16 protein-coding genes and 3 tRNA genes are annotated in these 21,700 nt (G+C 62.5%); 13 read left to right on the forward strand and 6 right to left on the reverse strand.

Going from position 1 to position 21,700, the window contains the following annotated elements:
• Nucleotides 1–142 precede the first annotated feature (142 nt).
• Nucleotides 143–3,865, forward strand: a complete 3,723-nt coding sequence (locus PAN08_RS06715) for an ESPR-type extended signal peptide-containing protein (protein WP_269790691.1) — start codon at nucleotides 143–145, stop codon at nucleotides 3,863–3,865.
• A 70-nt stretch (nucleotides 3,866–3,935) separates the two neighbouring features.
• Nucleotides 3,936–4,715 (forward strand): OmpA family protein, encoded by a 780-nt coding sequence (locus PAN08_RS06720; RefSeq protein WP_269790692.1) that lies wholly within the window; start codon nucleotides 3,936–3,938, stop codon nucleotides 4,713–4,715.
• 285 nt (nucleotides 4,716–5,000) lie between these two features.
• Here PAN08_RS06720 and PAN08_RS06725 read toward each other — a convergent pair whose 3' ends face one another.
• Nucleotides 5,001–5,357 (reverse strand): Imm5 family immunity protein, encoded by a 357-nt coding sequence (locus PAN08_RS06725; protein WP_332840097.1) that lies wholly within the window; start codon nucleotides 5,355–5,357, stop codon nucleotides 5,001–5,003.
• A gap of 193 nt (nucleotides 5,358–5,550) precedes the next feature.
• Between PAN08_RS06725 and PAN08_RS06730 the strand changes: the two genes are divergently transcribed.
• From PAN08_RS06730 to PAN08_RS06765, 8 genes are all read left to right on the forward strand, one after another.
• Nucleotides 5,551–6,150 (forward strand): DUF998 domain-containing protein, encoded by a 600-nt coding sequence (locus PAN08_RS06730; protein WP_269790693.1) that lies wholly within the window; start codon nucleotides 5,551–5,553, stop codon nucleotides 6,148–6,150.
• A 158-nt stretch (nucleotides 6,151–6,308) separates the two neighbouring features.
• Entirely contained in the window at nucleotides 6,309–8,951 is a 2,643-nt protein-coding gene (gene leuS, locus PAN08_RS06735) for a leucine--tRNA ligase (protein WP_269790694.1), read from the forward strand.
• Nucleotides 8,952–9,284: 333 nt separating this feature from the next.
• A complete protein-coding gene (gene lptE, locus PAN08_RS06740) occupies nucleotides 9,285–9,869 on the forward strand; it encodes an LPS assembly lipoprotein LptE (RefSeq protein ID WP_269790695.1) in 585 nt (194 codons plus the stop codon).
• A gap of 43 nt (nucleotides 9,870–9,912) precedes the next feature.
• Nucleotides 9,913–10,956, forward strand: a complete 1,044-nt coding sequence (gene holA, locus PAN08_RS06745; protein WP_269790696.1) for a DNA polymerase III subunit delta — start codon at nucleotides 9,913–9,915, stop codon at nucleotides 10,954–10,956.
• 46 nt (nucleotides 10,957–11,002) lie between these two features.
• Nucleotides 11,003–11,662 carry a nicotinate-nucleotide adenylyltransferase gene (nadD, locus tag PAN08_RS06750; protein ID WP_269791195.1) on the forward strand — a complete coding sequence of 220 codons (660 nt, stop codon included), beginning with the start codon at nucleotides 11,003–11,005 and terminating at the stop codon, nucleotides 11,660–11,662.
• Nucleotides 11,663–11,720: 58 nt separating this feature from the next.
• Nucleotides 11,721–12,140, forward strand: coding sequence for a ribosome silencing factor (gene rsfS, locus PAN08_RS06755; protein ID WP_269790697.1), 420 nt, complete (start codon nucleotides 11,721–11,723; stop codon nucleotides 12,138–12,140).
• 75 nt (nucleotides 12,141–12,215) lie between these two features.
• Nucleotides 12,216–12,686: a 23S rRNA (pseudouridine(1915)-N(3))-methyltransferase RlmH gene (rlmH, locus tag PAN08_RS06760; RefSeq protein ID WP_057632616.1), complete on the forward strand. Its 471-nt coding sequence runs from the start codon at nucleotides 12,216–12,218 to the stop codon at nucleotides 12,684–12,686.
• Between the two features lie 24 nt (nucleotides 12,687–12,710).
• Nucleotides 12,711–12,787, forward strand: a tRNA-Asn gene (locus tag PAN08_RS06765).
• A 379-nt stretch (nucleotides 12,788–13,166) separates the two neighbouring features.
• Here PAN08_RS06765 and PAN08_RS06770 read toward each other — a convergent pair.
• Nucleotides 13,167–13,243, reverse strand: a tRNA-Asn gene (locus tag PAN08_RS06770).
• A 61-nt stretch (nucleotides 13,244–13,304) separates the two neighbouring features.
• Nucleotides 13,305–13,868: a GspH/FimT family pseudopilin gene (locus PAN08_RS06775; protein WP_269790698.1), complete on the reverse strand. Its 564-nt coding sequence runs from the start codon at nucleotides 13,866–13,868 to the stop codon at nucleotides 13,305–13,307.
• A 152-nt stretch (nucleotides 13,869–14,020) separates the two neighbouring features.
• On the opposite strand from PAN08_RS06775, the gene uvrB reads away from it, so the two are divergent.
• Together uvrB and PAN08_RS06785 are read left to right on the forward strand one after the other, a co-directional pair.
• Nucleotides 14,021–16,036, forward strand: a complete 2,016-nt coding sequence (uvrB, locus tag PAN08_RS06780; protein WP_269790699.1) for an excinuclease ABC subunit UvrB — start codon at nucleotides 14,021–14,023, stop codon at nucleotides 16,034–16,036.
• A 97-nt stretch (nucleotides 16,037–16,133) separates the two neighbouring features.
• Nucleotides 16,134–16,208: transfer RNA gene (locus PAN08_RS06785), tRNA-Val, on the forward strand.
• A gap of 483 nt (nucleotides 16,209–16,691) precedes the next feature.
• On the opposite strand, the gene PAN08_RS06790 is transcribed toward PAN08_RS06785, so the two are convergent.
• From PAN08_RS06790 to PAN08_RS06800, 3 genes are all read right to left on the reverse strand, one after another.
• Nucleotides 16,692–17,771: an alkene reductase gene (locus PAN08_RS06790; RefSeq protein WP_269790700.1), complete on the reverse strand. Its 1,080-nt coding sequence runs from the start codon at nucleotides 17,769–17,771 to the stop codon at nucleotides 16,692–16,694.
• A 924-nt stretch (nucleotides 17,772–18,695) separates the two neighbouring features.
• Nucleotides 18,696–19,748 (reverse strand): 4Fe-4S dicluster domain-containing protein, encoded by a 1,053-nt coding sequence (locus tag PAN08_RS06795; protein ID WP_269790701.1) that lies wholly within the window; start codon nucleotides 19,746–19,748, stop codon nucleotides 18,696–18,698.
• Nucleotides 19,745–20,035, reverse strand: coding sequence for a hypothetical protein (locus PAN08_RS06800; protein WP_269790702.1), 291 nt, complete (start codon nucleotides 20,033–20,035; stop codon nucleotides 19,745–19,747). Before PAN08_RS06800 ends, PAN08_RS06795 begins: the two co-directional genes overlap by 4 nt.
• A gap of 196 nt (nucleotides 20,036–20,231) precedes the next feature.
• Here PAN08_RS06800 and hemN point away from each other — a divergent pair, with 196 nt between their 5' ends.
• Nucleotides 20,232–21,641 (forward strand): oxygen-independent coproporphyrinogen III oxidase, encoded by a 1,410-nt coding sequence (hemN, locus tag PAN08_RS06805; RefSeq protein WP_269790703.1) that lies wholly within the window; start codon nucleotides 20,232–20,234, stop codon nucleotides 21,639–21,641.
• The last annotated feature ends 59 nt before the right edge of the window (nucleotides 21,642–21,700 follow it).

Below are 21,700 nucleotides of genomic sequence, written 5' to 3' on the forward strand. Positions count from 1 at the left end.
GCTTGCCGGTAACGGGCAACGCTTTGCCAGATCACCCCATAGGTGTGCCGGATGTGGGCAATTTATCGCCCTTGTAAAAGGTGTACTGGCCTCACGAACCAAGACCCGTCCGCGCCCGGATGGATCGAACTGGAGGCTTCACATGAACCGCATCTATCGACTGGTCTGGAACCGCACACTCAACGCATTCGTCGTCGGCTCGGAGCTGGCCAGCGCGCAAGGCAAACGCTCGGGTCCGTCGAAGCTGGCGCCGGCAGGCAGCTGGACGCTGGCAGGATTGGGCAGTGCGATTGCGCTGGCCATGGCCGGGCCAGCCGCTGCCACTGACGCCAAGCTGGCCGACCTGCAGGATCTGGTCGCCAAGTACAGCAATACCGACGCGCAGCAGATAGTGTCCACCGCGCTGCCACCCATCAATGCACGGGTGTCGCTCGATGCCTCCGTGAAGCTGCCGGCCTTGGTGCAGGTAGATGCATCGGTTGCGTTGGCGGCGAAGACCCGTGCTACGACGGCGGCGCCGGCGGTGCGCGCGCAGCTGGGTGTGCGTGCGGCACTGCCGCAACTGCGGCCACACACCTCGACGGCAACACCGGCAGCGGCGCTGTCGGTGGTGGCTGATGCCGCGCTCGCAGTGAAGCCGGTGGCGGCTTCAGCCAATGCCAATGTGACAGCGACAGTTGGTCCGTTGACGCAACGCGGTTCGGGCTTGCTGGGTTTAGGCAACGTGCTGTTGCCGGGCAAGGAGGAAGGCGGAAGCCCGCTGCACGGCACGCTGGCATCCACGACCGGTGCGGTTAAGGAGCTGACCGGCGAAGTGCTTGGCGGCAAGCCAGTGGCTGCGGTTGAGACGCTGACCTCACACGCCACCACGACGGTGACCTCGATCACTCAACAGTTGGGTGGCGGTGTCGCTGGCTTGGGTAACGTGCTGCTGCCAGGCAAGGAGCAGGGCGGCAACCCGGTGCGCGATACCGTGACCGAAACGGTGGGCGCGGTGGAAGCGCTGACCGGTGGTGTTGCCAAGGGCACGGGGCTGGGCGGGTTGGTGAATGGTCTGGTCAATGGCATCGCGCCGGTACTGGACGGCGTTGGCGATCTTCTTGGTGCGACGGTGGGTGGTGTGACCGGCTCCAGCACGCTGGGTAACGGGCTTTCCAACACGGTGGGCGCCTTGACCGGCGGCGTGAAAGACACCACCGGCGCGCTCGCCAATGGCGACGTCACCGGCACGGTGCAGAACCTGCTGGGTACCGTGGATGACACCGCCTCAACGCTGCTGGGGGCTACCGGCAGCACGCTGGGAGGCATCACTGGCTCCGGCTCCGGTGTGACCGGGGTGACCAATACGCTCAGTGGCGTCGTCGGTGGGCTGACCGGTGGTTTGTCGAATGTGGTCGGCGGATTGACCGGCAACCCGGTCGTGCCGAACGCTGCCCCGGCGGCGGTGACGTCAGGTCCCTCCGGCCTGATCGTCGGCAACGGTGGCCTGGTGGGCTCGGTGAATCAGTTGGTGGAGTCGCCGCTGGATTCCATTCTGGGTGGCGATGGCTACATCCAGAGCGGCAGTTTGAAGGTCAACAGTACCAACGTGATGCAGACCTACTCATCGCTGGAACTGCTGGGCGTGCCGCTGGTGAACCTGAGCCCGGTGGGCGAAGTTCTGGACGGCTTGGGTGGCCTGACCACGGGCGGCAACTCGCACCTGACCCTGATCGGTGGCGTCACCTCCGACAGCTACATCACCAACATCAACAACGGCGATCCGGGCGGCTTGCTGGGCCTGGTGTTGCCCGATGGTGCACCGGGCTGGGCTTCGGACTGTCTGGACCTGCTGGGCGTAGCGCAGATCAAATGCTGGGCCGTGCCTGCCGCTCAGGACTACCAGGTGCTGATCGGCGATGGCGCCTTTGCCAACGGCTCCAAGGAAGTGGTGATCGGCAGCAATGCCGAGCACCGTCTGGCCGCACAGACCGCCGACCAAGTATTCGTTGACGCCAACGGTGTCATGACTGGCGTTCCCACCGCTGACTACGACGCACGACAAGGCCATTCGGTGGTGGTGGGCGACAGCGCCAAGGGCACTGCCAATGCACAGACCCTGCTCGGTGCCGGAGCGACCTCGGACAAGGCCAACAGTGTCGCACTGGGCTTCAAGTCCGACGCCGCACGTGGCGGGCAGGACAATTACGCCGCATTCGGCTTGACCGCCGCACAGACCTCCATCGGTGAAGTGGCGGTCGGCTCGGTGGGTCGTGAGCGGCAGATCACCCACGTTGCCGCCGGCAGCCAGGACACCGATGCGGTGAACGTCATGCAGCTGCGTGGCGCGCTGGATCAGATTGACGATCTCGGCTTGGCAGCGGTGGTTTATGACGAGGACGTCAATGGTGTCGTCAACTACGGCAAGGTAACGCTGGGGGGTGGGCAGGCTGCGAACGGTACGGTATTGACCAATCTGGCGGCAGGCGCGGTGGCTTCGGGAAGCATGGAGGCGGTCAACGGTGGGCAACTGTTCGGCATGGGCAGCGCGCTGGCGACCTACTTGGGAGGCGGCGCAACGTTCAGCGGTGGTACGTTCGGTGCACCCAGCTACCAGATCAACAGCATCAATGCGCAGGGCCAGGCCTCTGTGCTGAGCTTCGGAGATGTCGGCGGGGCCTTCAGCTCCATCAGCGACTCGCTGTTCAACCTGAGCAAGTTGCCGCGCAGCGGCCCGGGCGGCAGTGACCCGCTGGCGGTGCTGTACTCGGCCGATGGCACCGGGAATGCCACCAACGAAGTACGCCTGGCAGGTGATGGCACCGGTGCGGCGGTTTCCTTGCTTAATGTGGCCGATGGCAGTGTCACCACCGGCAGCCTGGATGCGATCAACGGCGGCCAGTTGGCAACCACCAATGATGCGGTTGCTTCGGCGATTGGCGGCACCATGCAGTTCAACAGCAGCACAGGGCAATGGTCCGCGGCGAGCTTCAATGTCACGTCGATCAACACTGCCGGTGCCAGCACCCAGCAGACCTTCGGCAATGTCACCGACGCACTGGAGGCGATGGATGGTTCCATCGTCAACGTCAATAAACGTATCGACAACATCCAGAACGGCGGTGCTGGTAATGCGTACTTCGCGGTGAACTCGACCAAGGCTGCCGCCTCGGCGACGGGCCAGGACAGCGTGGCCGCTGGCCCGGCAGCCACGGCAAGCGGCACGCAGGCGGTCGCCATCGGTGATGGTGCCAACGCGTCGGCCGCCGGCAGCGTGGCGCTGGGCGCTGGCTCGGTTGCCAATCGAGCCAACACCGTGTCCGTCGGCGCCGCTGGCGCGGAGCGCCAGGTCACCAACGTGGCCGACGGCGCCGAGGCCACCGATGCAGTGAACGTGCGCCAGCTGGAGGCTTCGCAGCAAGGCACCGTGCGCTACGACGAAAACACCGACGGCAGCACCAACTACGGCAGCGTGACGATGGGGCGTGCGGGTACCAGCACTGTGATCCACAACGTGGGGACCGGTGTGGCGCCGACCGACGCGGTCAACGTTGCTCAACTCAACAAGGGCATGGGGGATGTCATGGACTGGTCGAAGAACTACACCGATCAACGCTTCAACGATGTCAGTCGTGACATGAAGCGCATCGACGACCGCGCCTCGGCCGGCGTCGCCTCGGCGATGGCGATGGCAGGCCTGCCGCAACCAACCGAGGCGGGCAAGCGCATGGCTTCGATGGCTGCCAGTACCTTCCATGGTGAGTCGAGCATGGCGGTGGGTGTGTCTGGGGTCACCGATGGCGGCCGCTGGATCTACAAGCTCAGCGGTTCGGCCAATACGCGTGGCGACGGCGGCGTGACCGTTGGCGCCGGCTTCCAGTGGTAATGACAGACAACGTGCCGGCACCCATGTGTGCCGGTACCCGACAGCTGCGCTCACGCGCACGGGGGATCTTATGAACACGAAATGGTCTGTACTTGCATTGGTAGTGACATTGGCGGCCTGCAGTAGCAAAGGGCAGGTGCGTGATGACAGCTTTCCCGATCCCGCACGCGCTTACCCGGCCGGCGGCACCTACGTGAACCTGGACAACCTGCGCCAGTACGCACCGGGCATGAGCAAGCCGCAACTGCAGTCACTGCTCGGCACGCCGCATTTCAACGAAGGTCTGTGGGGCGTGCATGAATGGAATTACCTGTTCAACTTCCGGGGCTCGGTGGGTGCAACGCCCATCCAATGCCAGTTCCAGGTGCGGTTCGGCGATGGCGGTGTCAGCACCGGGCAATCCTGGAAGCCGGAAAGTTGTGCCGCCTTGCTGCAGCCGGCGCCCGCACCCGCGCCACCACCACCTCCGCCACCGGTTGCTGAAACACCGCTGCGTATTTCAGCCGATGCATTGTTCGCTTTTGACAGCGCCACTCTTGCTGATGCTGGCAAGGCGCGTTTGGCCGAGGTGGTGCGCAGCCTCGGGCCGCGCGTGAATGAGGTCAACCTGGTGGTCGTTGGTTACACCGACCGGATTGGCAGTGACGCTTACAACCTCGGCTTGTCGCAACGCCGTGCAGCAACCGTGCGTGAGTACCTCGTGCAGCAAGGTGTTCCTGCGGGTTCCATCCGCGCCGAAGGGCGGGGCAGTACCGAACCGCTGGTCGAATGTGATGGCTCAAACGGAACTGCGCTGGTGACATGCCTGGCACCCAACCGGCGCGTGGAGATTTCCGGCATCGGCGGTTGATGAAAAATGCGGGCGTCCCGGCGGCATTCCCTCCCCAATCCGCCGTCGGGACGGCTGCGCACTCGACGTATTCGCTGGATGGCGGCGTCAGGCGGAATGTGCAGTGCGAATGGGGGAATAGAACGTTCCATCGCCTGATTCGTGGCGAAAGGAAGGGAGCAGAGTGGCGCGGCAGCCGGCGTTCCGTATCTCCCCGCTGGCTGATGCTTTGCTCCTTTCCTTTCTCGACGGATTTGGCAGGGTGCGTGTTGGCTAGCTATCGAAAGCGTGCTGGGCATTTTTCTTTCAGATGGCGTTGTTGATCATGACTTGCGGGATGGCGTCGGGGAGGTACCACTTCCCAAATCGCGCCGCCGCTTTTTCGGACATCTCCTGATGGATGTCGAGGCCACCTACGCATGCCGACGCACATAGGGAACTAGGGAGATAGGCGTCAGGATCAAGGTCTTGATCACGCTCAACGGCAAGGATGGTTCCGTCGATGTCTGTCGTCATCGCTGTAGCCACGGTGTTGGTTGCTGCATGAGCAACGAACATGGCCGGGATCAGGTACTGCACGTATTCGCGGCCCTCAACACTATCGACGTAAATTCTGTCCCGCGCTCTCTGTGCTTCGTCGATAAAAACGTCGCTGGCTGCCAGCTAAGAGGCAATGGATAGCATCCGCTGAAAGGTGGTCAGGGCATCGGCCATTGGCCTTATTGAGCCTCCCGGCCAAGTCCCGAGGCGCCAGCACAACATCAAACGCAATCGTGCAGCCGCATCCGGCTGCCCTCACAATGCAGCCGCTAGCCGGTGCGCCTGTGTCCCGGCCGCAAACGAGCAGGGTAGTGGCGTGTCGAAACTGAGAATGTTGGCCTGGGCAGGGCCGGTGGCAGCGGTAGTGTGGGTTGCTGCGGTGGTGATGTTCGGCGCTCGCTTGGAGGGCTTCGACCAATTGCGCCATCCAATTTCCTTACTGGGCGCGCGTGGCGTGCCGGGCGGGGAGTTGTTCAGTGTGCTGGGTTTCGTAGTGCCGGGCCTGCTGTCTGCGCTGGCCATGTTCGGCTTGGTGTTGCGCATGCCGGCCAATGCGCCGCGCACCTTGCGGGTGGGCGGGCAAATGCTGCTGCTGGCGTGCGTTGCCTTCACCGCGATGGGGCTGCTGCCGCTGGACGTGGACGATATCGAGAACCGCGCCAGTCAGTTCCACGCCAGTGCCTGGTTGCTGTGGTTGGTCGCGTTCTGCGCCGGTGCGATTGCATTGCGGCTGGGGGCGGGCAAGGCCAGTCCCTGGCGTTCACTGGCGACATTGGCCGTGGTCTGTGCGATCTGGAGTGCCTGCAGTGCCTTCTTGTTCCAGGCGGCCATGCCAGTGGCCATGGCGCAGCGGCTGGCTTTCCTGGGCTGGCTCGTCTGGCTGCTCGGTGCCTGGCGGTTGGCCCCGGCACGCTGAAGCGCGCTTTGTTGCCGCTGTCCGTAATTTGACGTGGCCATGAAACCCTTCAGATATCAATGACCTGGGGTTTCCCGACGCAGACAGGTAGGCGCCGGATTGGAGTGCCATGATGCACTGCGGTACCCTTTGCGGCTTTGCCGTTGCCTAGCGTTGCCATGTCCAGCGTCGAACCCAATATCTACGATCCCCAGCAGGTTGAATCCGCCGCCCAGAAATTCTGGGAGGCCACGCGCGCTTTCGAGGTGACTGAAACCTCGGACAAGCCCAAGTACTACTGCCTGTCAATGTTGCCGTACCCGTCCGGTGCGCTGCACATGGGCCATGTGCGCAACTACACCATTGGCGATGTCATCAGCCGCTATAAGCGCATGACCGGCCACAACGTGCTGCAGCCGATGGGCTGGGATGCTTTCGGCCTACCGGCCGAGAACGCGGCGATCAAGAACAAGACCGCGCCGGCCAAGTGGACCTACGCCAACATCGATCACATGCGTGGCCAGTTCAAGGCCATGGGCTATGCGATTGACTGGTCACGCGAGTTCGCCACCTGCACGCCCGAGTATTACGTGCATGAACAGCGCATGTTCACCCGGCTGATGCGCAAGGGTTTGGCTTACCGCCGCAACTCGGTGGTGAATTGGGATCCGGTGGACAACACCGTGCTGGCCAACGAGCAGGTCATCGACGGCCGCGGCTGGCGCTCCGGCGCATTGGTTGAAAAGCGCGAGATCCCGCAGTGGTTCCTGCGCATCACCGATTACGCCCAGGAACTGCTGGATGGCCTGGATGAACTGCCGGGCTGGCCGGATTCGGTCAAGACCATGCAGCGCAACTGGATCGGCCGCTCTGAAGGCTTGGAAATCCAGTTCGACGTGCGCGACGTGGATGGCGCCGCGCTGGATCCGCTGCGCGTGTTCACCACCCGCCCGGACACGGTGATGGGCGTGAGCTTTGTTTCCATCGCCGGCGAACATCCGCTGGCCCTGCACGCGGCCAAGAACAACCCGCAGCTGGCCACCATGCTGGCCGAAATGAAGCAGGGCGGCGTTTCTGAAGCCGAGCTGGAAACCCAGGAAAAGCGCGGCATGGATACTGGCCTGCGCGCCATCCATCCGGTCAGCGGCGAGCAGGTGCAGATATGGGTCGCCAACTTCGTGCTGATGGGCTACGGCACTGGCGCGGTGATGGCCGTTCCCGGTCACGATCAGCGTGATTTCGAATTCGCAACCAAGTACGGCCTGCCGAAGTTGCAGGTCATCGCGCTGAAGTCGCCGAAGAATGACGACGAGCGTAGCTACGACGCGACCCGTTGGCAGGATTGGTACGGCGACAAGAGTCGCGAAACCGAGCTGGTCAATTCGGCCGAGTTCGATGGTCTGGATTTCCAGGGTGCCTTCGAGGCACTGGCCGAGCGCTTCGAGCGCAAGGGTCAGGGCCAGCGCCGCGTCAATTACCGCCTGCGCGACTGGGGCGTGAGCCGCCAGCGTTACTGGGGCTGCCCGATTCCGGTGATTTACTGCGACAAGTGCGGTGCAGTGCCGGTGCCGGAAGACCAGCTGCCGGTGATCCTGCCGGAGAACGTGGAGCTCAACGGCACCGGTTCGCCGCTCAAATCTGACCTGGAATGGCGCAAGACCACCTGCCCGGATTGCGGTGGCGCGGCTGAGCGCGAGACCGACACCTTCGACACCTTCATGGAGTCGAGCTGGTACTACGCTCGCTACACCTCGCCGGGTGCACGCGATGCGGTGGACAAGCGCGGCAATTATTGGCTGCCGGTGGACCAGTACATTGGTGGCATCGAGCACGCCATCCTGCACCTGATGTACTTCCGCTTCTTCCACAAGCTGCTGCGTGATGCGCGCATGGTGGAGAGCAACGAGCCGGCGCAGAACCTGCTGTGCCAGGGCATGGTCATCGCCGAAACCTTCTACCGCCAGAACAGCGACGGTTCCAAGGATTGGTTCAACCCGGCGGATGTGGACACCGTGCGTGATGAGCGTGGCCGCATCGTCGGTGCCACGCTGCGCACCGACGGCCAGCCGGTAGTGATCGGCGGCACGGAGAAGATGTCCAAGTCCAAGAACAACGGTGTTGATCCGCAGGCGATGGTGGCCAAGTACGGTGCCGATACCGTGCGCCTGTTTTCGATGTTCGCTGCCCCGCCGGAACAGTCGCTGGAGTGGAATGAGGCTGGCGTCGATGGCATGGCGCGGTTCCTGCGCCGTTTGTGGACGATGGTGCACAAGCACACTGCTGACGGCAGCGCTCCGGCGTTGGACGTGACGGCACTGACGGCTGAGCAGAAGGCTGTCCGTCGCAAGACCCACGAGACCATCGGCAAGGTCAGCGATGACTACGGCCGCCGCCATGCCTTCAACACCGCCATCGCGGCGGTGATGGAACTGCTGAACGCGCTGAGCAAGTTTGATGATGCCAGCGTGCAGGGCCGCGCCGTGCGTCAGGAGGCATTGCAGGCCACGGTGCTGCTGCTGAACCCGATCACCCCGCATGCCTGCCATGCCATGTGGCAGCTGCTGGGCAATGGCGAGACATTGCTGGAAGACCAGACGTTCCCGCAGGCCGACGCAGCTGCTTTGGTGAAGGACGCGCTGACCCTGGCGGTACAGGTCAACGGCAAGCTGCGCGGCACCATCGACGTGGCAGCTGACGCTTCACGGGAGCTGATCGAAGCCGCTGCCAAGGACGAGCCGAACACGGCCAAGTTCCTGGACGGCTTGACCATTCGCAAGGTCATCATCGTCCCGGGCAAGATCGTCAATATCGTCGCGGCGTAAAGCCACCAGGTTGCACAGCCTCCGTCGGTCGACGGCGGAGGCTTTTGTTCCCTTTTCCTGCAAACGGGGGCAGCCCAGCGGGAATAGGGACGCACGACGAAGCCGCTTTCGTGGTGAGGTGCAGGGGTGTGCCGAGTACAGATGCCGCAAGGCGGATGAGCGGGGCTTTCACTTTGCTCCGGCAACCCGTTCAAGCAAGCCGCCAGAAGCGTGTTCAATTCGGCCCCGGAATCTATCGGCAACGCGCGATTTCATCCCCGCTCACCTCCAATGCGCGATGATCCCGGGCTGTTTTCTATTGCCGCTCCCGGCTGGCTCCTACAGACTGTGTCCATGACTCGATATCTGATCGCCCTGATCCTTGCCACGACGACCCTGACCGGCTGCGGTTTCCACCTGCGCAACCGGCTGACCCTTCCGGCAGACATGCCGTCAGTCAAAGTGGAGTCCCAGACCCGCTACAGCGAGCTGGTCAAGTTGATCAATCGCGGACTTCGCGCCTCTGGCGTCACGGTTGTCGGCGAGGATGGGACGCCGGGGCAGGGTAAGGATGATCCGGGCCTCGCCCGTCTGCAGATCCGCTCCGAGCGCTGGGGTGACCTCCCCATCGCCATCGATTCCCAGGGCCGTGCCCAGGAATACAGCCTGCGCTACGCCGTGGTGTTCTCCTTCCTGAAGCCCGATGGCAGTGCGCTGGTGCCGGAACAGGCGGTAGAGCTGTCGCGCGACTATGTCTCGCCGCCGCTGGATGCCACTGGTACCACTACTGAGCGCGAAATCCTGGCCGACGAACTGCGCCGGGAAATGTCCGCCTCCATCCTGCGCCGCATCGATAGCGTGATCCGCGCCGACGTGGAAAAGCAGAAGAATGCGCCGCCTGTCGTCGAAGGTGCCAAAGGCGAGGGTGATGCCCACTGAGGCATCCCCGGTGTTCCTGATGTCACAGCGGCAGGAGTAGGCAATGGAACTGCGTCCAGAACAGTTGGTGACTCAGGCTGCGTCCTCGGCCTTGGCGCCCGTCTATTTGATTGCTGGTCCTGAATTGCTGCGGGTCATCGAAGCGGCCGATGCGGTGCGTGCCAAGGCCCGCGCCGAGGGCATTGGTGAGCGCGAGGTGTTCGACGCCGATGGCCGCGACTTTGACTGGAGCCAGTTGTCGTCAAGTTTCAATGCGCCCAGTTTGTTCAGTGCGCGTCGTCTGGTGGAGGTGCGCCTGCCTAGCGGCAAGCCCGGCAAGGAGGGGGCGGAAGTCATTAGTGATTTCTGCGCACGTCCGCCACCGGATGTGGTGCTGCTGATCACTGCGGGCGAGTGGAGCAAGGCCCATCAAGGCAAATGGGCCGAGGCCGTTTCCAAGGCCGGTGTGCTGTCGGTGGCTTGGGCCATCAAGCCGCACGAGCTGGGTGACTGGATCGAGCGGCGTCTGCGGGCCAAGGGCCTGCGTGCCGATCCGGCTGCCGTGCAGCGGTTGAGCGAGCGGGTGGAAGGCAATCTGCTGGCCGCTGCGCAGGAAATCGACAAGCTGGCGTTGTTGGCCGATGGCCAGCCGCTTGATGTGGCAAAAATGGAATCGTTGGTAGCCGATGCGGCTCGTTACGACGTGTTCCGCCTCAACGAGGCCGCATTCTCCGGTCAGCCGCAGGCAGTGCTGCGCATGCTCGCTGGCCTGCGTGGCGAAGGCGAGGCCGTGGCGGCGTTGATGCCCATGGTGATCCGCGAACTGCTGCTCACCGCTGGGCTGGCCCGGGTGCAGGCCACCGGGGGCAACCTGGGCAGTGAGATGAAGGCCAAGGGCATTTGGGAATCGCGCCAGGCGCCGTTCAAGCGAGCACTACAACGGCATCCGGATCCGCGCCGGTGGGAGCGTTTTGTGGCCGAAGCCTCGCTGGTGGACCGCATGGCAAAGGGGCGCGCCGACGGCGATCCCTGGTTGGCACTGGAGCGCCTGCTGATCGCCCTGGCTGAGGCGCGTGCGGTGCGATTGCTGGCGCGCGGAGTGCGTTGACGTGCAGCAACCGTCTGCATCACCCGCCGAGCTGGCCGCGGCCGGGATGTTGATGTTCTACGGCGGCACTTTCGACCCGGTTCATAACGGTCACCTGGCCATTGCCCGCTGTGCGGCGCAGGAGTTGCAGGTGCCGGTCCGGCTGATGCCGGCTGCCGATCCCCCGCACCGCGCGCTGCCTGGGGCAGATGCCCGGCAACGCGCGCACATGCTGGAGCTGGCGGCAGCGGACGAGCCAGATTTGATCGTGGATCTGCGTGAATTGCAGCGTGCTGCACGGCGGCCCGGGGTGCCCTCGTGGACGACGGATACCCTGCGCGATATCCGCGCTGAATTCGGGTTGTCGCGCCCGGTGGCCCTGTTGATGGGTGCCGATAGCCTGTTGGGATTGACCACGTGGCATGAGTGGGAGCATTTGCTCGGCTTGGCTCATATCGTGGTGGCCGAGCGGCCAGGCAGTGTGTTGGATGGCACCTTGCCGCCGTTGCTGGCGGCCCACCTGCGGGATGCCTGGGCGCCGTCGATCAGGGCGCTTTCCAGTGCTGCCGGGCGGGTCTGGCGGCTGCATCAACCATTGCATGCTGAATCGGCGACGGCTGTGCGGGAGCTGATCGCCAGCGGCGGCCAGTGGCGGTCCCTGGTTCCGGCGAAAGTGGCTGACTACATTCAGACTGAGGGCCTGTATGGCTGCCATGCATCGTCGTGAATGCCTGTTTCGGCTGGGTTCTCTATAATCGACCCCTTATTCATCGAGTTCTGCTGCTTTGACCATCGAAGCCCAAGTCATCAAGACCCAATTGCCCAGCCCGCCGCCGTCCGTTCCGGCCCTGCTGGCATCCGTTCATGCCGCGCTGGAAGAACTCAAGGCCCGGGACGCGGTCGAGATCGACGTGCGCGGCAAATCCAGCGTCGCCGACTATATGGTTGTCGTCTCCGGCACCTCCACCCGTCACGTCAAGTCGATTGGTGACGAGGTCGTGCGTTTCGCCAAGAACCTTGGCGTCATGCCGTTGGGCGTGGAAGGCGAGCGTGAGGCCGAGTGGGTGCTGGTGGACCTGGGCGACGTGATCGTCCATGTGATGCTGCCGCGCGTACGTGAGCTCTATGCGCTGGAGCGCCTGTGGACGGTGGGTGACCAGCCGCCGTCGGCCTACGAGGATGAGGACGAGCAGAACGATCGCTGATCGCTCTGTGCTTCATGCTTCGCGACGGCGCCGCAGGGCGCCGTCTTCGTTTCAACGCCACCCCGAGGTCGCACCATGAAAGCCAGATTGATCGCCACCGGTGAGCGGGCACCGTCCTGGGTGGCGCAGGGGTTTGCCGAGTATCAGAAGCGGTTGTCGCATTGGCTCCCGTTGGAACTGGTGGAAATCGAGCCGGGCCTGCGTGGCAAAGGTCGCGACCCGAAGCGCGCCATCGAGGACGAAGGTAAGCGTGTGCTGGCCGCGTTGCCGAAGAATGCGTATGTCGTCGCGCTGGATGTACCGGGCCGCCAGCTCAGTTCCGAACAATTGGCGCAGCGTCTGGAGCATTGGCGTTCGCAAGGCCGCGATCTGGCGTTCCTGATCGGTGGCCCGGAAGGCCATGCGGCTGAAGTGTCAGCAATGGCCGATGAAAAGTGGTCGATTGGCCCGCTGACCTTGCCGCATATGTTGGTTCGGCTGGTTGTCGCCGAGCAGTTGTATCGCGCAGCGGCAATGTTGGCCAATCACCCCTACCATCGCGCGTAACATGCGTATAGAATGCGCGTCCCCGCCCGAATAGCTCAGCCGGTTAGAGCACTTGACTGTTAATCAGGGGGTCGTTGGTTCGAGTCCAACTTCGGGCGCCAAATACTGAAAAAGCCGCGAGAAATCGCGGCTTTTTCTTTGCCTGTTCACCAGCCGGTTCGAGCATGCGATACAGCACTGCATCCCATGCATCCGTGCTGCAGATATCGCGCTTAGGTGGGGATGGAATTCCGGCATTCGTGGCAGCCGCGGCCGAAATGCTGACGAAGGTCGCGCGTCCTGGAGAGTCGCGGATTGAAGCACCGGGATTTCATTCTGATCTACGGTTGGCTGTACCGCTTCATGGGTGGCGGGCAGCTTTTCGCAGAATCGGCTTAAGTCGCGAACGAGCAGGGCGTGAGTGATGTCAACGTGTCGCCGGCCACACGCATCAAGCAACAAAAAAAGCCTGCGATTGCTCGCAGGCTTTTTTATTTAATCTGGCGCCCGAAGTTGGACTCGAACCAACGACCCCCTGATTAACAGTCAAGTGCTCTAACCGGCTGAGCTATTCGGGCGGGGAGGCGCATTCTAATCGCCCTGAGCGGGGCGTGCAACCATTCATCTAACGCTGTTTGCTTATTCAACGCAGGATTGCGGTGTCTTGGGTCGCTGACTGCGTGGCCGCCCGGCGTTGTTGACGATGACCTGCGCGAGTATCGTGCCCTCCTTGCTGCAGATGGAAATGGTCAGGTTGGAACCGGCGCTGCGCCCGTCCGGTTGGTAGCGGATGTTGGATCTGCCGCGTGTGCTGACGAGCCTGAGTGTTGATGAGGTGGGATGGATGTCGTTGCGGACGATATCGGCGGGATCTTCGGGCGTGCGCTTGCCGGCGCGGTCAACAAACACCAGCCAGCCGATGCTCCAGTCGTTCCCGCCGCTACAGCTGCGGCCATCGAGCGACGGGCACAGCACTGCCGGCTTCCGGTGGGTTACGGCGGTCATCCGCGCCAGCTGCAGGTGATGGATCAGGGCGTGCTCGGCGGCAATGGCGCGGTGCCGCTCCAGCAGAGCCGACAGGGGCGGCGCGGCGATGGCGGCCAGCAATGCGAACACCGCCAGGCAGACCACCAGCTCGATCAAGGTGAAACCATGCGGCAAGGGAGTGGGCCGTTGCCGCACGGAGTTGGGAGGGCTGGGCATGCGCGGCCTTGCCGGATGGGGTCGGCTAGGGTTGCTGGCCGGAGAAGGGCCGGCAGTCAGCCGATGGCGTGGCTGAACGTGGGGCAGATCCATGGCGGGTCGTCATCCCCCTGCTGGCTATACTGGGCAGTCCACGCAGGCCAGTGCTCCTTATGTCCGATCGCTTTCAGCTTGTATCGCCGTATTCCCCGGCCGGTGACCAGCCCGCTGCCATCGAGAAACTGGTCGCCAACTTCGAGGCCGGTATTGCCAAGCAGACGCTCCTCGGCGTCACCGGCTCGGGCAAGACCTACACCATTGCCAATGTCGTGCAGCAGGTGCAGCGCCCCACGTTGGTGATGGCGCCGAACAAGACGCTGGCCGCGCAGTTGTATGGTGAATTCAAGGCGTTCTTCCCGCACAACGCGGTGGAGTACTTCGTCAGTTATTACGACTACTACCAACCCGAGGCGTATGTGCCGTCGTCGGACACCTTCATCGAGAAGGACAGTTCGATCAATGAGCATATTGAGCAGATGCGTCTGGCCGCGACCAAGACCTTGTTGTCGCGTCCGGATGCGATTGTGGTGGCGACGGTGTCGGCGATCTACGGCCTCGGCGCGCCCGAGGACTACCTGTCGCTGCGGTTGATCCTGTCAACGGGCGAGCGTATCGACCAGCGTGATTTGATCAAACACCTCACCCAGCTGCAGTACTCGCGTAACGAATACGAACTGCAGCGCGGCACGTTCCGCGTACGTGGTGAAGTCATTGATGTGTTCCCCGCCGAACTGGACAACGAGGCGGTGCGCATTGAGTTGTTTGATGGCGAAATCGAGCAGCTGAGCATGTTTGACCCGCTCACTGGCGAAAGCCTGCGCAAGATGCAGCGCTACACCATTTACCCGAAGACCCACTACGCCACCACGCGCGAGCGGGTGTTGGCCGCTGTGGAGACCATCAAGGTAGAGCTGAAGGAGCGGTTGGAGCAGTTGTACGCACAGAACAAGCTGGTGGAAGCGCAGCGCCTGGCGCAGCGCACCCAGTTCGATCTGGAAATGATGGCCGAGGTGGGTTACTGCAACGGTATCGAAAACTACTCGCGGCATCTCACCGGCAAGGCGCCCGGCGAGCCACCGCCGACACTGTTCGACTACCTGCCGGCCGATGCGTTGCTGGTGATCGATGAATCACACGTCACCATTCCGCAGATTGGCGCCATGTACAAAGGCGACCGTTCGCGCAAAGAGACGCTGGTGGAGTTCGGTTTCCGTATGCCGTCGGCGTTGGACAACCGCCCGCTGCGTTTTGAGGAATGGGAGGCACGTTCGCCACGCAGTATTTATGTGTCGGCTACTCCGGGTCCGTATGAGTTGCGTGAATCCGGTGATGACATCACCGAGTTGGTGGTACGCCCCACTGGCCTGATCGATCCACAGATCGAGATCCGCCCGGTCGGCACACAGGTGGATGACCTGATGTCCGAATGCAATGCGCGCATCAAGATGGGCGACCGCGTGTTGGTGACGACGTTGACCAAACGCATGGCGGAGAACCTCACCGAGTACCTGAGTGAGCACGGCATTCGCGTGCGTTACCTGCACTCGGACATCGACACGGTCGAGCGCGTGGAAATCATTCGCGATCTGCGTCTTGGCAAATTCGATGTGCTGGTCGGCATCAATCTGCTGCGCGAGGGCTTGGATATGCCGGAGGTGTCGCTGGTCGCCATCCTCGATGCGGACAAGGAGGGCTTCCTGCGTTCAAGTGGCTCGCTGATCCAGACCATCGGCCGCGCTGCGCGAAACCTGCGCGGCAAAGCGATTCTCTACGCCGACAAAATGACCCGCTCGATGCGGGTGGCCATCGAAGAGACGGACCGCCGCAGGCAGAAACAGGTGGAGTACAACGAAGCTCACGGCATCGTTCCCAAATCGGTCGCTCGGCCGATTGTCGACATTCTGGAAGGTGCACACGACGAGGGCTCCGCCAAGTCGTCTGCCAAGGGCAAGGGCCGTCGCGTGGCTGAGCCCGAGGCGGACTACCTGCCGATGGAGCCGGCCCGTCTGGTGGCCCGGATCAAGGAGCTGGAACAGAAGATGTACCAGCACGCGCGTGACTTGGAGTTCGAGGACGCAGCCCGCGTGCGCGACCAGATTCACCGCCTGAAGGAGGCGAATCTGGGTTGAGGAAGGCAATGTGAAGATTTTTGCAGAAATCTATTGTCCTTCCCTGTTCCGTTGGTTAAGATACGCGCCCTCGCAGCGAAGAAATTGTTGCTGAGAAGGGCGGTTAGCTCAGCGGTAGAGCACTACCTTGACATGGTAGGGGTCACAGGTTCGAACCCTGTACCGCCCACCACTTTAAGCCTAGATGTAGCAGCGCTTTCAGTGGATGAATTGATGGGGTCCGCGGGTCAACTGACCCCACATCGACCCCAGTCAACTCCGGTAGTCCCGGAATATTTTTCGCCAGATCGGCGAGCATCTCAATTATTGCTTTTCGCGCCACTTCACTCGGCGATGTCACGCTGTGGTCGCCCGCGAAGTCATTGGTCAGTTGCTTGCGTCAGTTGCTTGAGCACGCCAAGAGGGCCGTGCTCAAGCGCAGTCAGTAGGCCGTTCAACGTGTTGCGAGAGGCCGGGCTTGCGGGTTTTGCCCACTCGATGAATCAGTAGCGGTGTGGTGCCGGCTGTCACTATCGCCCTCGCGAGGCGAGCATATGCGTGTCGTGCGATATGACGACCAACGTCGCTGCGCGCCATCGACAAGCCAACTAGAGCGACTTCGCGCAGATTCAGATGTTGCGGCAGTTCTTCGGCATGGCAATTTATCTCTCTTGGTTCACGCGCTGGCTGGCAGCAGGGTTTGCATGAAGGGATAGTCCGTGTAGCCGTGTGCGTCGCCGCCGTAGAAGGTGGCCGGGTCTGCTTCGTTGAGCGCGGCACCACTGCGAAGGCGCGCAACCAAATCTGGGTTGGCCAATGCCCAGCGTCCCACTGAAGCCATGTCGGCCAGGCCGGTATCGATATCCGCTGCCAAGGCCTGCAAGGGGCGATCAATCCGATTGAGAATCAGGGTGCCCGGCCAACGGCGGCGAAGTTCAGTCAGCAACGTGTCGTCACCGCTATGTGCCAAATGCAGGTAAGCCAGTGGGTGTTTGGCCAGTTCCGAGACAAGGTGGTGGTAGAGCGGATCGCGCTCGGCACCTTCATCAATGTTTCCAAACCGCGACCCTGGCGACAGCCGGATGCCAGTGCGGTCGGCACCGATAGCGGCGCTGACGGCTTCCACCACTTCCAGTGCGAAGCGTGCCCGTTGGGCTATACCGCCGCCATAGCCGTCCTGTCGTTGGTTGGCATTGACCGAGAGAAATTGTTGGATGAGGTAGCCGTTGGCTGCGTGAATCTCTACGCCATCTGCGCCGGCCTCGATGGCCAATGTCGCCGCGCGCGCATGATCGTCCACGGTGTCCTGAATCTGCGCACGTGACAACGCTCTGGGTGAGGGGATGTCCTTCAGCCCACCTTGCGTGAACATCTTCTCTGCAGGCGCGATGGCAGACGGCGCCACCGGCTGGCGGTGGTGCGGGGTGTTGTCCGGGTGCGCTATGCGGCCGGCATGCATCAACTGAATGAAGATATGGCCGCCTGCGTCGTGTACTGCGTGCGTCACTGCTGACCAGCCGGCAACATGTTCGGCGGTGTGGAGGCCGGGCGAGCCGTGATAACCCTGCCCGTCAGCGGAAGGCTGTGTGCCTTCGGCCACGATCAGACCAAAGCTGGCGCGTTGGGCGTAGTACTCAGCGGCCAACGTTCCGGGCGTGCCATCAGCGTGTGCACGTGAGCGTGTGAGTGGTGCCATGGCCAATCGATTGGAAAGGCGAACTCGGCCCAACTCAATGGGGTTCCATAAGCGGTTCATGCGGGATCTCGAAATAGTCGCCCAAGGCGGGATCGCCAGCTTGCTCGTGTCGAAATTGAGCTGATAGCTATAGCCGCTGGACGCTACGTCCTAAAAATGAGCCGTGGATATTCCCGCACGGCTTGTTTTCATCGACGCAGGTAATTTCTCAGTTGCGCTAAGCGCGACATGGGTAGGCCCAAAGTGTCGCTGTCGCGGTGGGTACGGGCATTGAGTTGTCACTTTTCTGCACACTCTTGAGCATGGTGGTTACTCCTGTGCCTGACTGAGGCGGCATGTTTGAACGCGCCCTCAGAGTGATATGGAATCGAGGAAATCAGGCGGGAGAGGAGGTTGGGCAACACCGTTCCATCGCTGTTGCTACTGTTTATGGGTACAGATGGTGGTCTGGTATGCATCGCGACGTCGTCATGGCAAAGGCAAGGGTTGGCGCAGTCAGCCCGCTGCCAAGTGCAGCGGTAAGGCCGCATTGAAATGCATAACCAAATGCTGCCAAGGCATGACCGTTCGAGACTGATTGATGCGCACCAAAAAAAAACCGCCGAGCGTAAAGGCCTGGCGGGTTTTGTTCTTCGTTGGAGCTTGCGGTCCGTCTCAGGGGCAGTGCTTGACCGGAGCAAGGCTGCCGTAGTGTCGGTCCAGTGTGCGTGGCCTGGGCGACATTGAGTTGAGCAGGTTGCGAACAGCGGCGGTAGAGATCACTTGCCTGCTTTTGTTTCTGATTTCCGCAGCGTGTTTCGACGACCGTTGGTTGTGTTGGAGCAGGGCCGCGTCGGGCGGTTCTCATCCATCACCTCAGTGTGGACATCAGCTGGGTAGCGTCATGCTTGATGTCAGTTCCTCTGAGCTGATGTTTCAGTCGTCACGTTCGACGCTTTTGTCGCTGCACGCGGACCGCATGCATGCGGCATCGCGTGCGCGGCTTCAATGCGGTGCCCCGGCAGTCACAATCATCAGCACCAGCGCTACCAGCATCAATGCGCCGAACAACAGTGGCTTCACGCGCAGCCCTGAAGTGGCTTCTTCACGTGTGGGTGGCATGCGCTGGATCAGGCCTTCGGGGAAATAGTGGTTGGCCATGCTCTGATCGCATGCATCTTCACAAGCGCCGCATTCGATGCAACTGCTGGAATGCCCGTTGCGGATATCCAGACCTATCGGACAGACGCTGAGACAGGCGCCGCAGTCGGTGCAATCCCCCAGGTGTGCGGGATTGAACTTGGGCAAAGCGCCGGCGATGGCAGGGTGGGCCGCACGGAAGACGTAATCGCTTGCGGTTACCGGATCCAGCAGTCCGCGCGTGCGATGCAGCGCGCTGATGCTGCCGGGTTCGCGCGGACCACGGGGTTCGCCGCGTCGGGCGTTGTACTGAACCGTGGGCGTGCGCGCATCCGCAATGAGGTGTTGTACGCGGCTGTAAGGACAGAGGTGAGTGCAGACCTGTTCGTGCAGGTAGAGCACGTTGGCCCAGGTGATCAATGCGTAGAAAACGATCCAGAAGCATTCCCACGGTCCCAGCGACAGTTGCAGCAGATCCCGGAGGATTTCACCGATGGGGCTGAAGTAGCCGATGAAGCTGATGCCGGTCCATAGCGCGATGGCAACCCACATCGCGTGCCGCAGGATGGGGCCACATCGCTTGGCGGGCCCATCGAACGTGGTCAGTCGATCAAGCCCGCGAAAGACGCGGGTCAGCACGGTCTGCGGGCAGACGTGGCTGCACCACAGTCGCCCGAACACCACCGTGACCAGGCACAGTGCTGCGATTGCTGCCGCCACCAGCCACAGCAAGGGCAGGGCGTTCTCCGGTTGCAGGGTGAAGCCAAGCAGGTGGAACTGGCGGGCGGAAAGGTCCAGCAGCAACGCCGGCTGCCCGTTCACCCGCAGCCATGGCAGCAGATAGAACGCACACAGCAGCGCCACTGCTACGGCTGTCCGCAGCGCGGTGCGCGCCCGTTTACGCTCGGAGACACTCATTCGAAGTCACGTCCGGCGTTGTCGTCGTTGCGGGGGCGCAGCAGTAGGGCAGTAAAGGCGCTGGCAGAGGCCGTGGCCAGCCACAGCAGCAGAAAGCCGAGCGTGTAGCCGAACTCGCGGCTGATGGCATGCCCGGGCAGGCTGATGGCCGCCAGTTTCAGTGGATCGACCAGCGAAAAAAATAGCGCAGCGGCCACCGCAGCAGCGAAGAAACTGGGCCAAAGGACCGTGCCCAATTGCTGAAGGGTGGAGCGGGGCGGTGACGTGGCCGGGTCGAGTTCGTTCATGGGTCCGGGTTTGCGCAAGCGGGCCTGGCCGGGGGAAGCGCTGGCGCCGAAGCAACAGCAAGTCCGCAGGCGGAATGGTGAGGAGCTCAGCCTAGGGAGCGAAGTGCTGAATGGCCTTGATCTGAATCAAGCTGACAGGACTTCCAATTGATCTTGCTCAAGGCGGTGCAAGCCAGGCTGGCTGATGCTACGTGCCATGGACACGAAACCTGCACTGCTGAATCCATTGGGTTGGACCTTTGACCCGGAGCTGTTGCGTCGGCACGACCGGCCGGGCCCGCGTTACACCTCCTATCCCACCGCGCCGCATTTCCATGACGGCTATGGAGAGGCGCAGTTCAAGGCGGCCATCGCTCGCAGCAATGATGCGGGGCGGCCGGTTTCGTTGTATGTGCATGTGCCGTACTGCACCAGCCCGTGCTTCTACTGCGGCTGCAACCGGATCATCAGTCGTGATCGCAGCAAGGGCGAACATTACGTCGACCAGGTGCTGTTGGAGGCCGATCGCGCGGCGCCCTTGTTGAGTGACGATCGTGAGGTGATCCAGCTGCATTTCGGTGGTGGTACGCCGAACTTCTTGGAGCCGGCGCAGCTGCGGCGGCTGGTGGAAGGCTTAGGGAAGCGCTTCAATTTCAGCGAAAGCACCGCGCGCGATTTCTCCATCGAGCTGGATCCGCGCTCGGTCAGCGTGGACGACATCGCGGTGCTGGCCGAACTGGGCTTCAATCGCGCCAGCCTCGGCGTGCAGGATTTCGACCCGATGGTGCAGCGTGCAATCAATCGCATTCAGGGCGTTGAGGACACGATGGCCATCATCCAGGCCTGTCGCGACAACGGCATGCGCTCGGTCAACGTTGACTTGATCTATGGCCTGCCGCTGCAGACGTTGGAAGGCTTTGGCCGCACGCTGGACACCGTGATGGCCGCACGGCCGGATCGGCTGGCTATCTACGGCTACGCGCACCTGCCGCACATGTTCAAGGCGCAGCGGCAGATTCCGGATGCCGACCTGCCCAGCCCTGAGCAGAAGCTGGCGCTGTTGGGCCTGGCGGTGGAGCGCTTGTCGGCGGCGGGTTATCAGTACATCGGCATGGATCACTTCGCTCTGCCGGAAGAGGATCTGTCGCGTGCACAACGCGCCGGCAGTCTGCACCGCAACTTCATGGGCTACACCACCCATGCTGATACCGACCTGCTGGGCCTGGGCGTCAGCGCCATCAGCCGCATCGACAACAGCTATAGTCAGAATCCGCGCGACCTCAAGGATTGGGAGGCCCGTCTGGACGCCGGTGGCCTGCCCGTATGGCGTGGCCTGGAGCTGGATCAGGACGACGTGCTGCGTGCGGAGTTGATCCAGGAGCTGATGTGTCACGGCAGGGTGGATGGCTACGCACTTGGCAAACGCCATGGCATCGATTTCGACAGTTATTTCGCCGAAGAGCTGGATGCATTCCAGCAACTGCAACACGACGGTCTGGCCGTCTGCAGTGACGGGCATCTGGCCGCTACCCGGCAAGGTCGGCCGCTGTTGCGGCTGATCGCGATGTGTTTTGACCGCTACCTGAGGGCGCCGCAGCAGCCTGCTCGCTACTCCCGGGCCATCTAAAGCCGCTTCCCTGCACAGAATCGCAGTTCGCGATTCACAATCGCGGCCCGATCAGGCAC

Source organism: Stenotrophomonas sp. Iso1 (genome assembly GCF_027497995.1).
Lineage (GTDB): Bacteria > Pseudomonadota > Gammaproteobacteria > Xanthomonadales > Xanthomonadaceae > Stenotrophomonas.

Coding starts and splice junctions, on each gene's coding strand:
- PAN08_RS06715 (WP_269790691.1), top strand. CDS start 143: ATGAACCGCATCTATCGACTGGTCTGGAACCGCACACTCAACGCATTC.
- PAN08_RS06720 (WP_269790692.1), top strand. CDS start 3,936: ATGAACACGAAATGGTCTGTACTTGCATTGGTAGTGACATTGGCGGCC.
- leuS (WP_269790694.1), top strand. CDS start 6,309: ATGTCCAGCGTCGAACCCAATATCTACGATCCCCAGCAGGTTGAATCC.
- lptE (WP_269790695.1), top strand. CDS start 9,285: ATGACTCGATATCTGATCGCCCTGATCCTTGCCACGACGACCCTGACC.
- holA (WP_269790696.1), top strand. CDS start 9,913: ATGGAACTGCGTCCAGAACAGTTGGTGACTCAGGCTGCGTCCTCGGCC.
- nadD (WP_269791195.1), top strand. CDS start 11,003: ATGTTGATGTTCTACGGCGGCACTTTCGACCCGGTTCATAACGGTCAC.
- rlmH (WP_057632616.1), top strand. CDS start 12,216: ATGAAAGCCAGATTGATCGCCACCGGTGAGCGGGCACCGTCCTGGGTG.
- PAN08_RS06775 (WP_269790698.1), bottom strand. CDS start 13,868: ATGCCCAGCCCTCCCAACTCCGTGCGGCAACGGCCCACTCCCTTGCCG.
- uvrB (WP_269790699.1), top strand. CDS start 14,021: ATGTCCGATCGCTTTCAGCTTGTATCGCCGTATTCCCCGGCCGGTGAC.
- PAN08_RS06790 (WP_269790700.1), bottom strand. CDS start 17,771: ATGAACCGCTTATGGAACCCCATTGAGTTGGGCCGAGTTCGCCTTTCC.
- PAN08_RS06795 (WP_269790701.1), bottom strand. CDS start 19,748: ATGAGTGTCTCCGAGCGTAAACGGGCGCGCACCGCGCTGCGGACAGCC.
- PAN08_RS06800 (WP_269790702.1), bottom strand. CDS start 20,035: ATGAACGAACTCGACCCGGCCACGTCACCGCCCCGCTCCACCCTTCAG.
- hemN (WP_269790703.1), top strand. CDS start 20,232: ATGGACACGAAACCTGCACTGCTGAATCCATTGGGTTGGACCTTTGAC.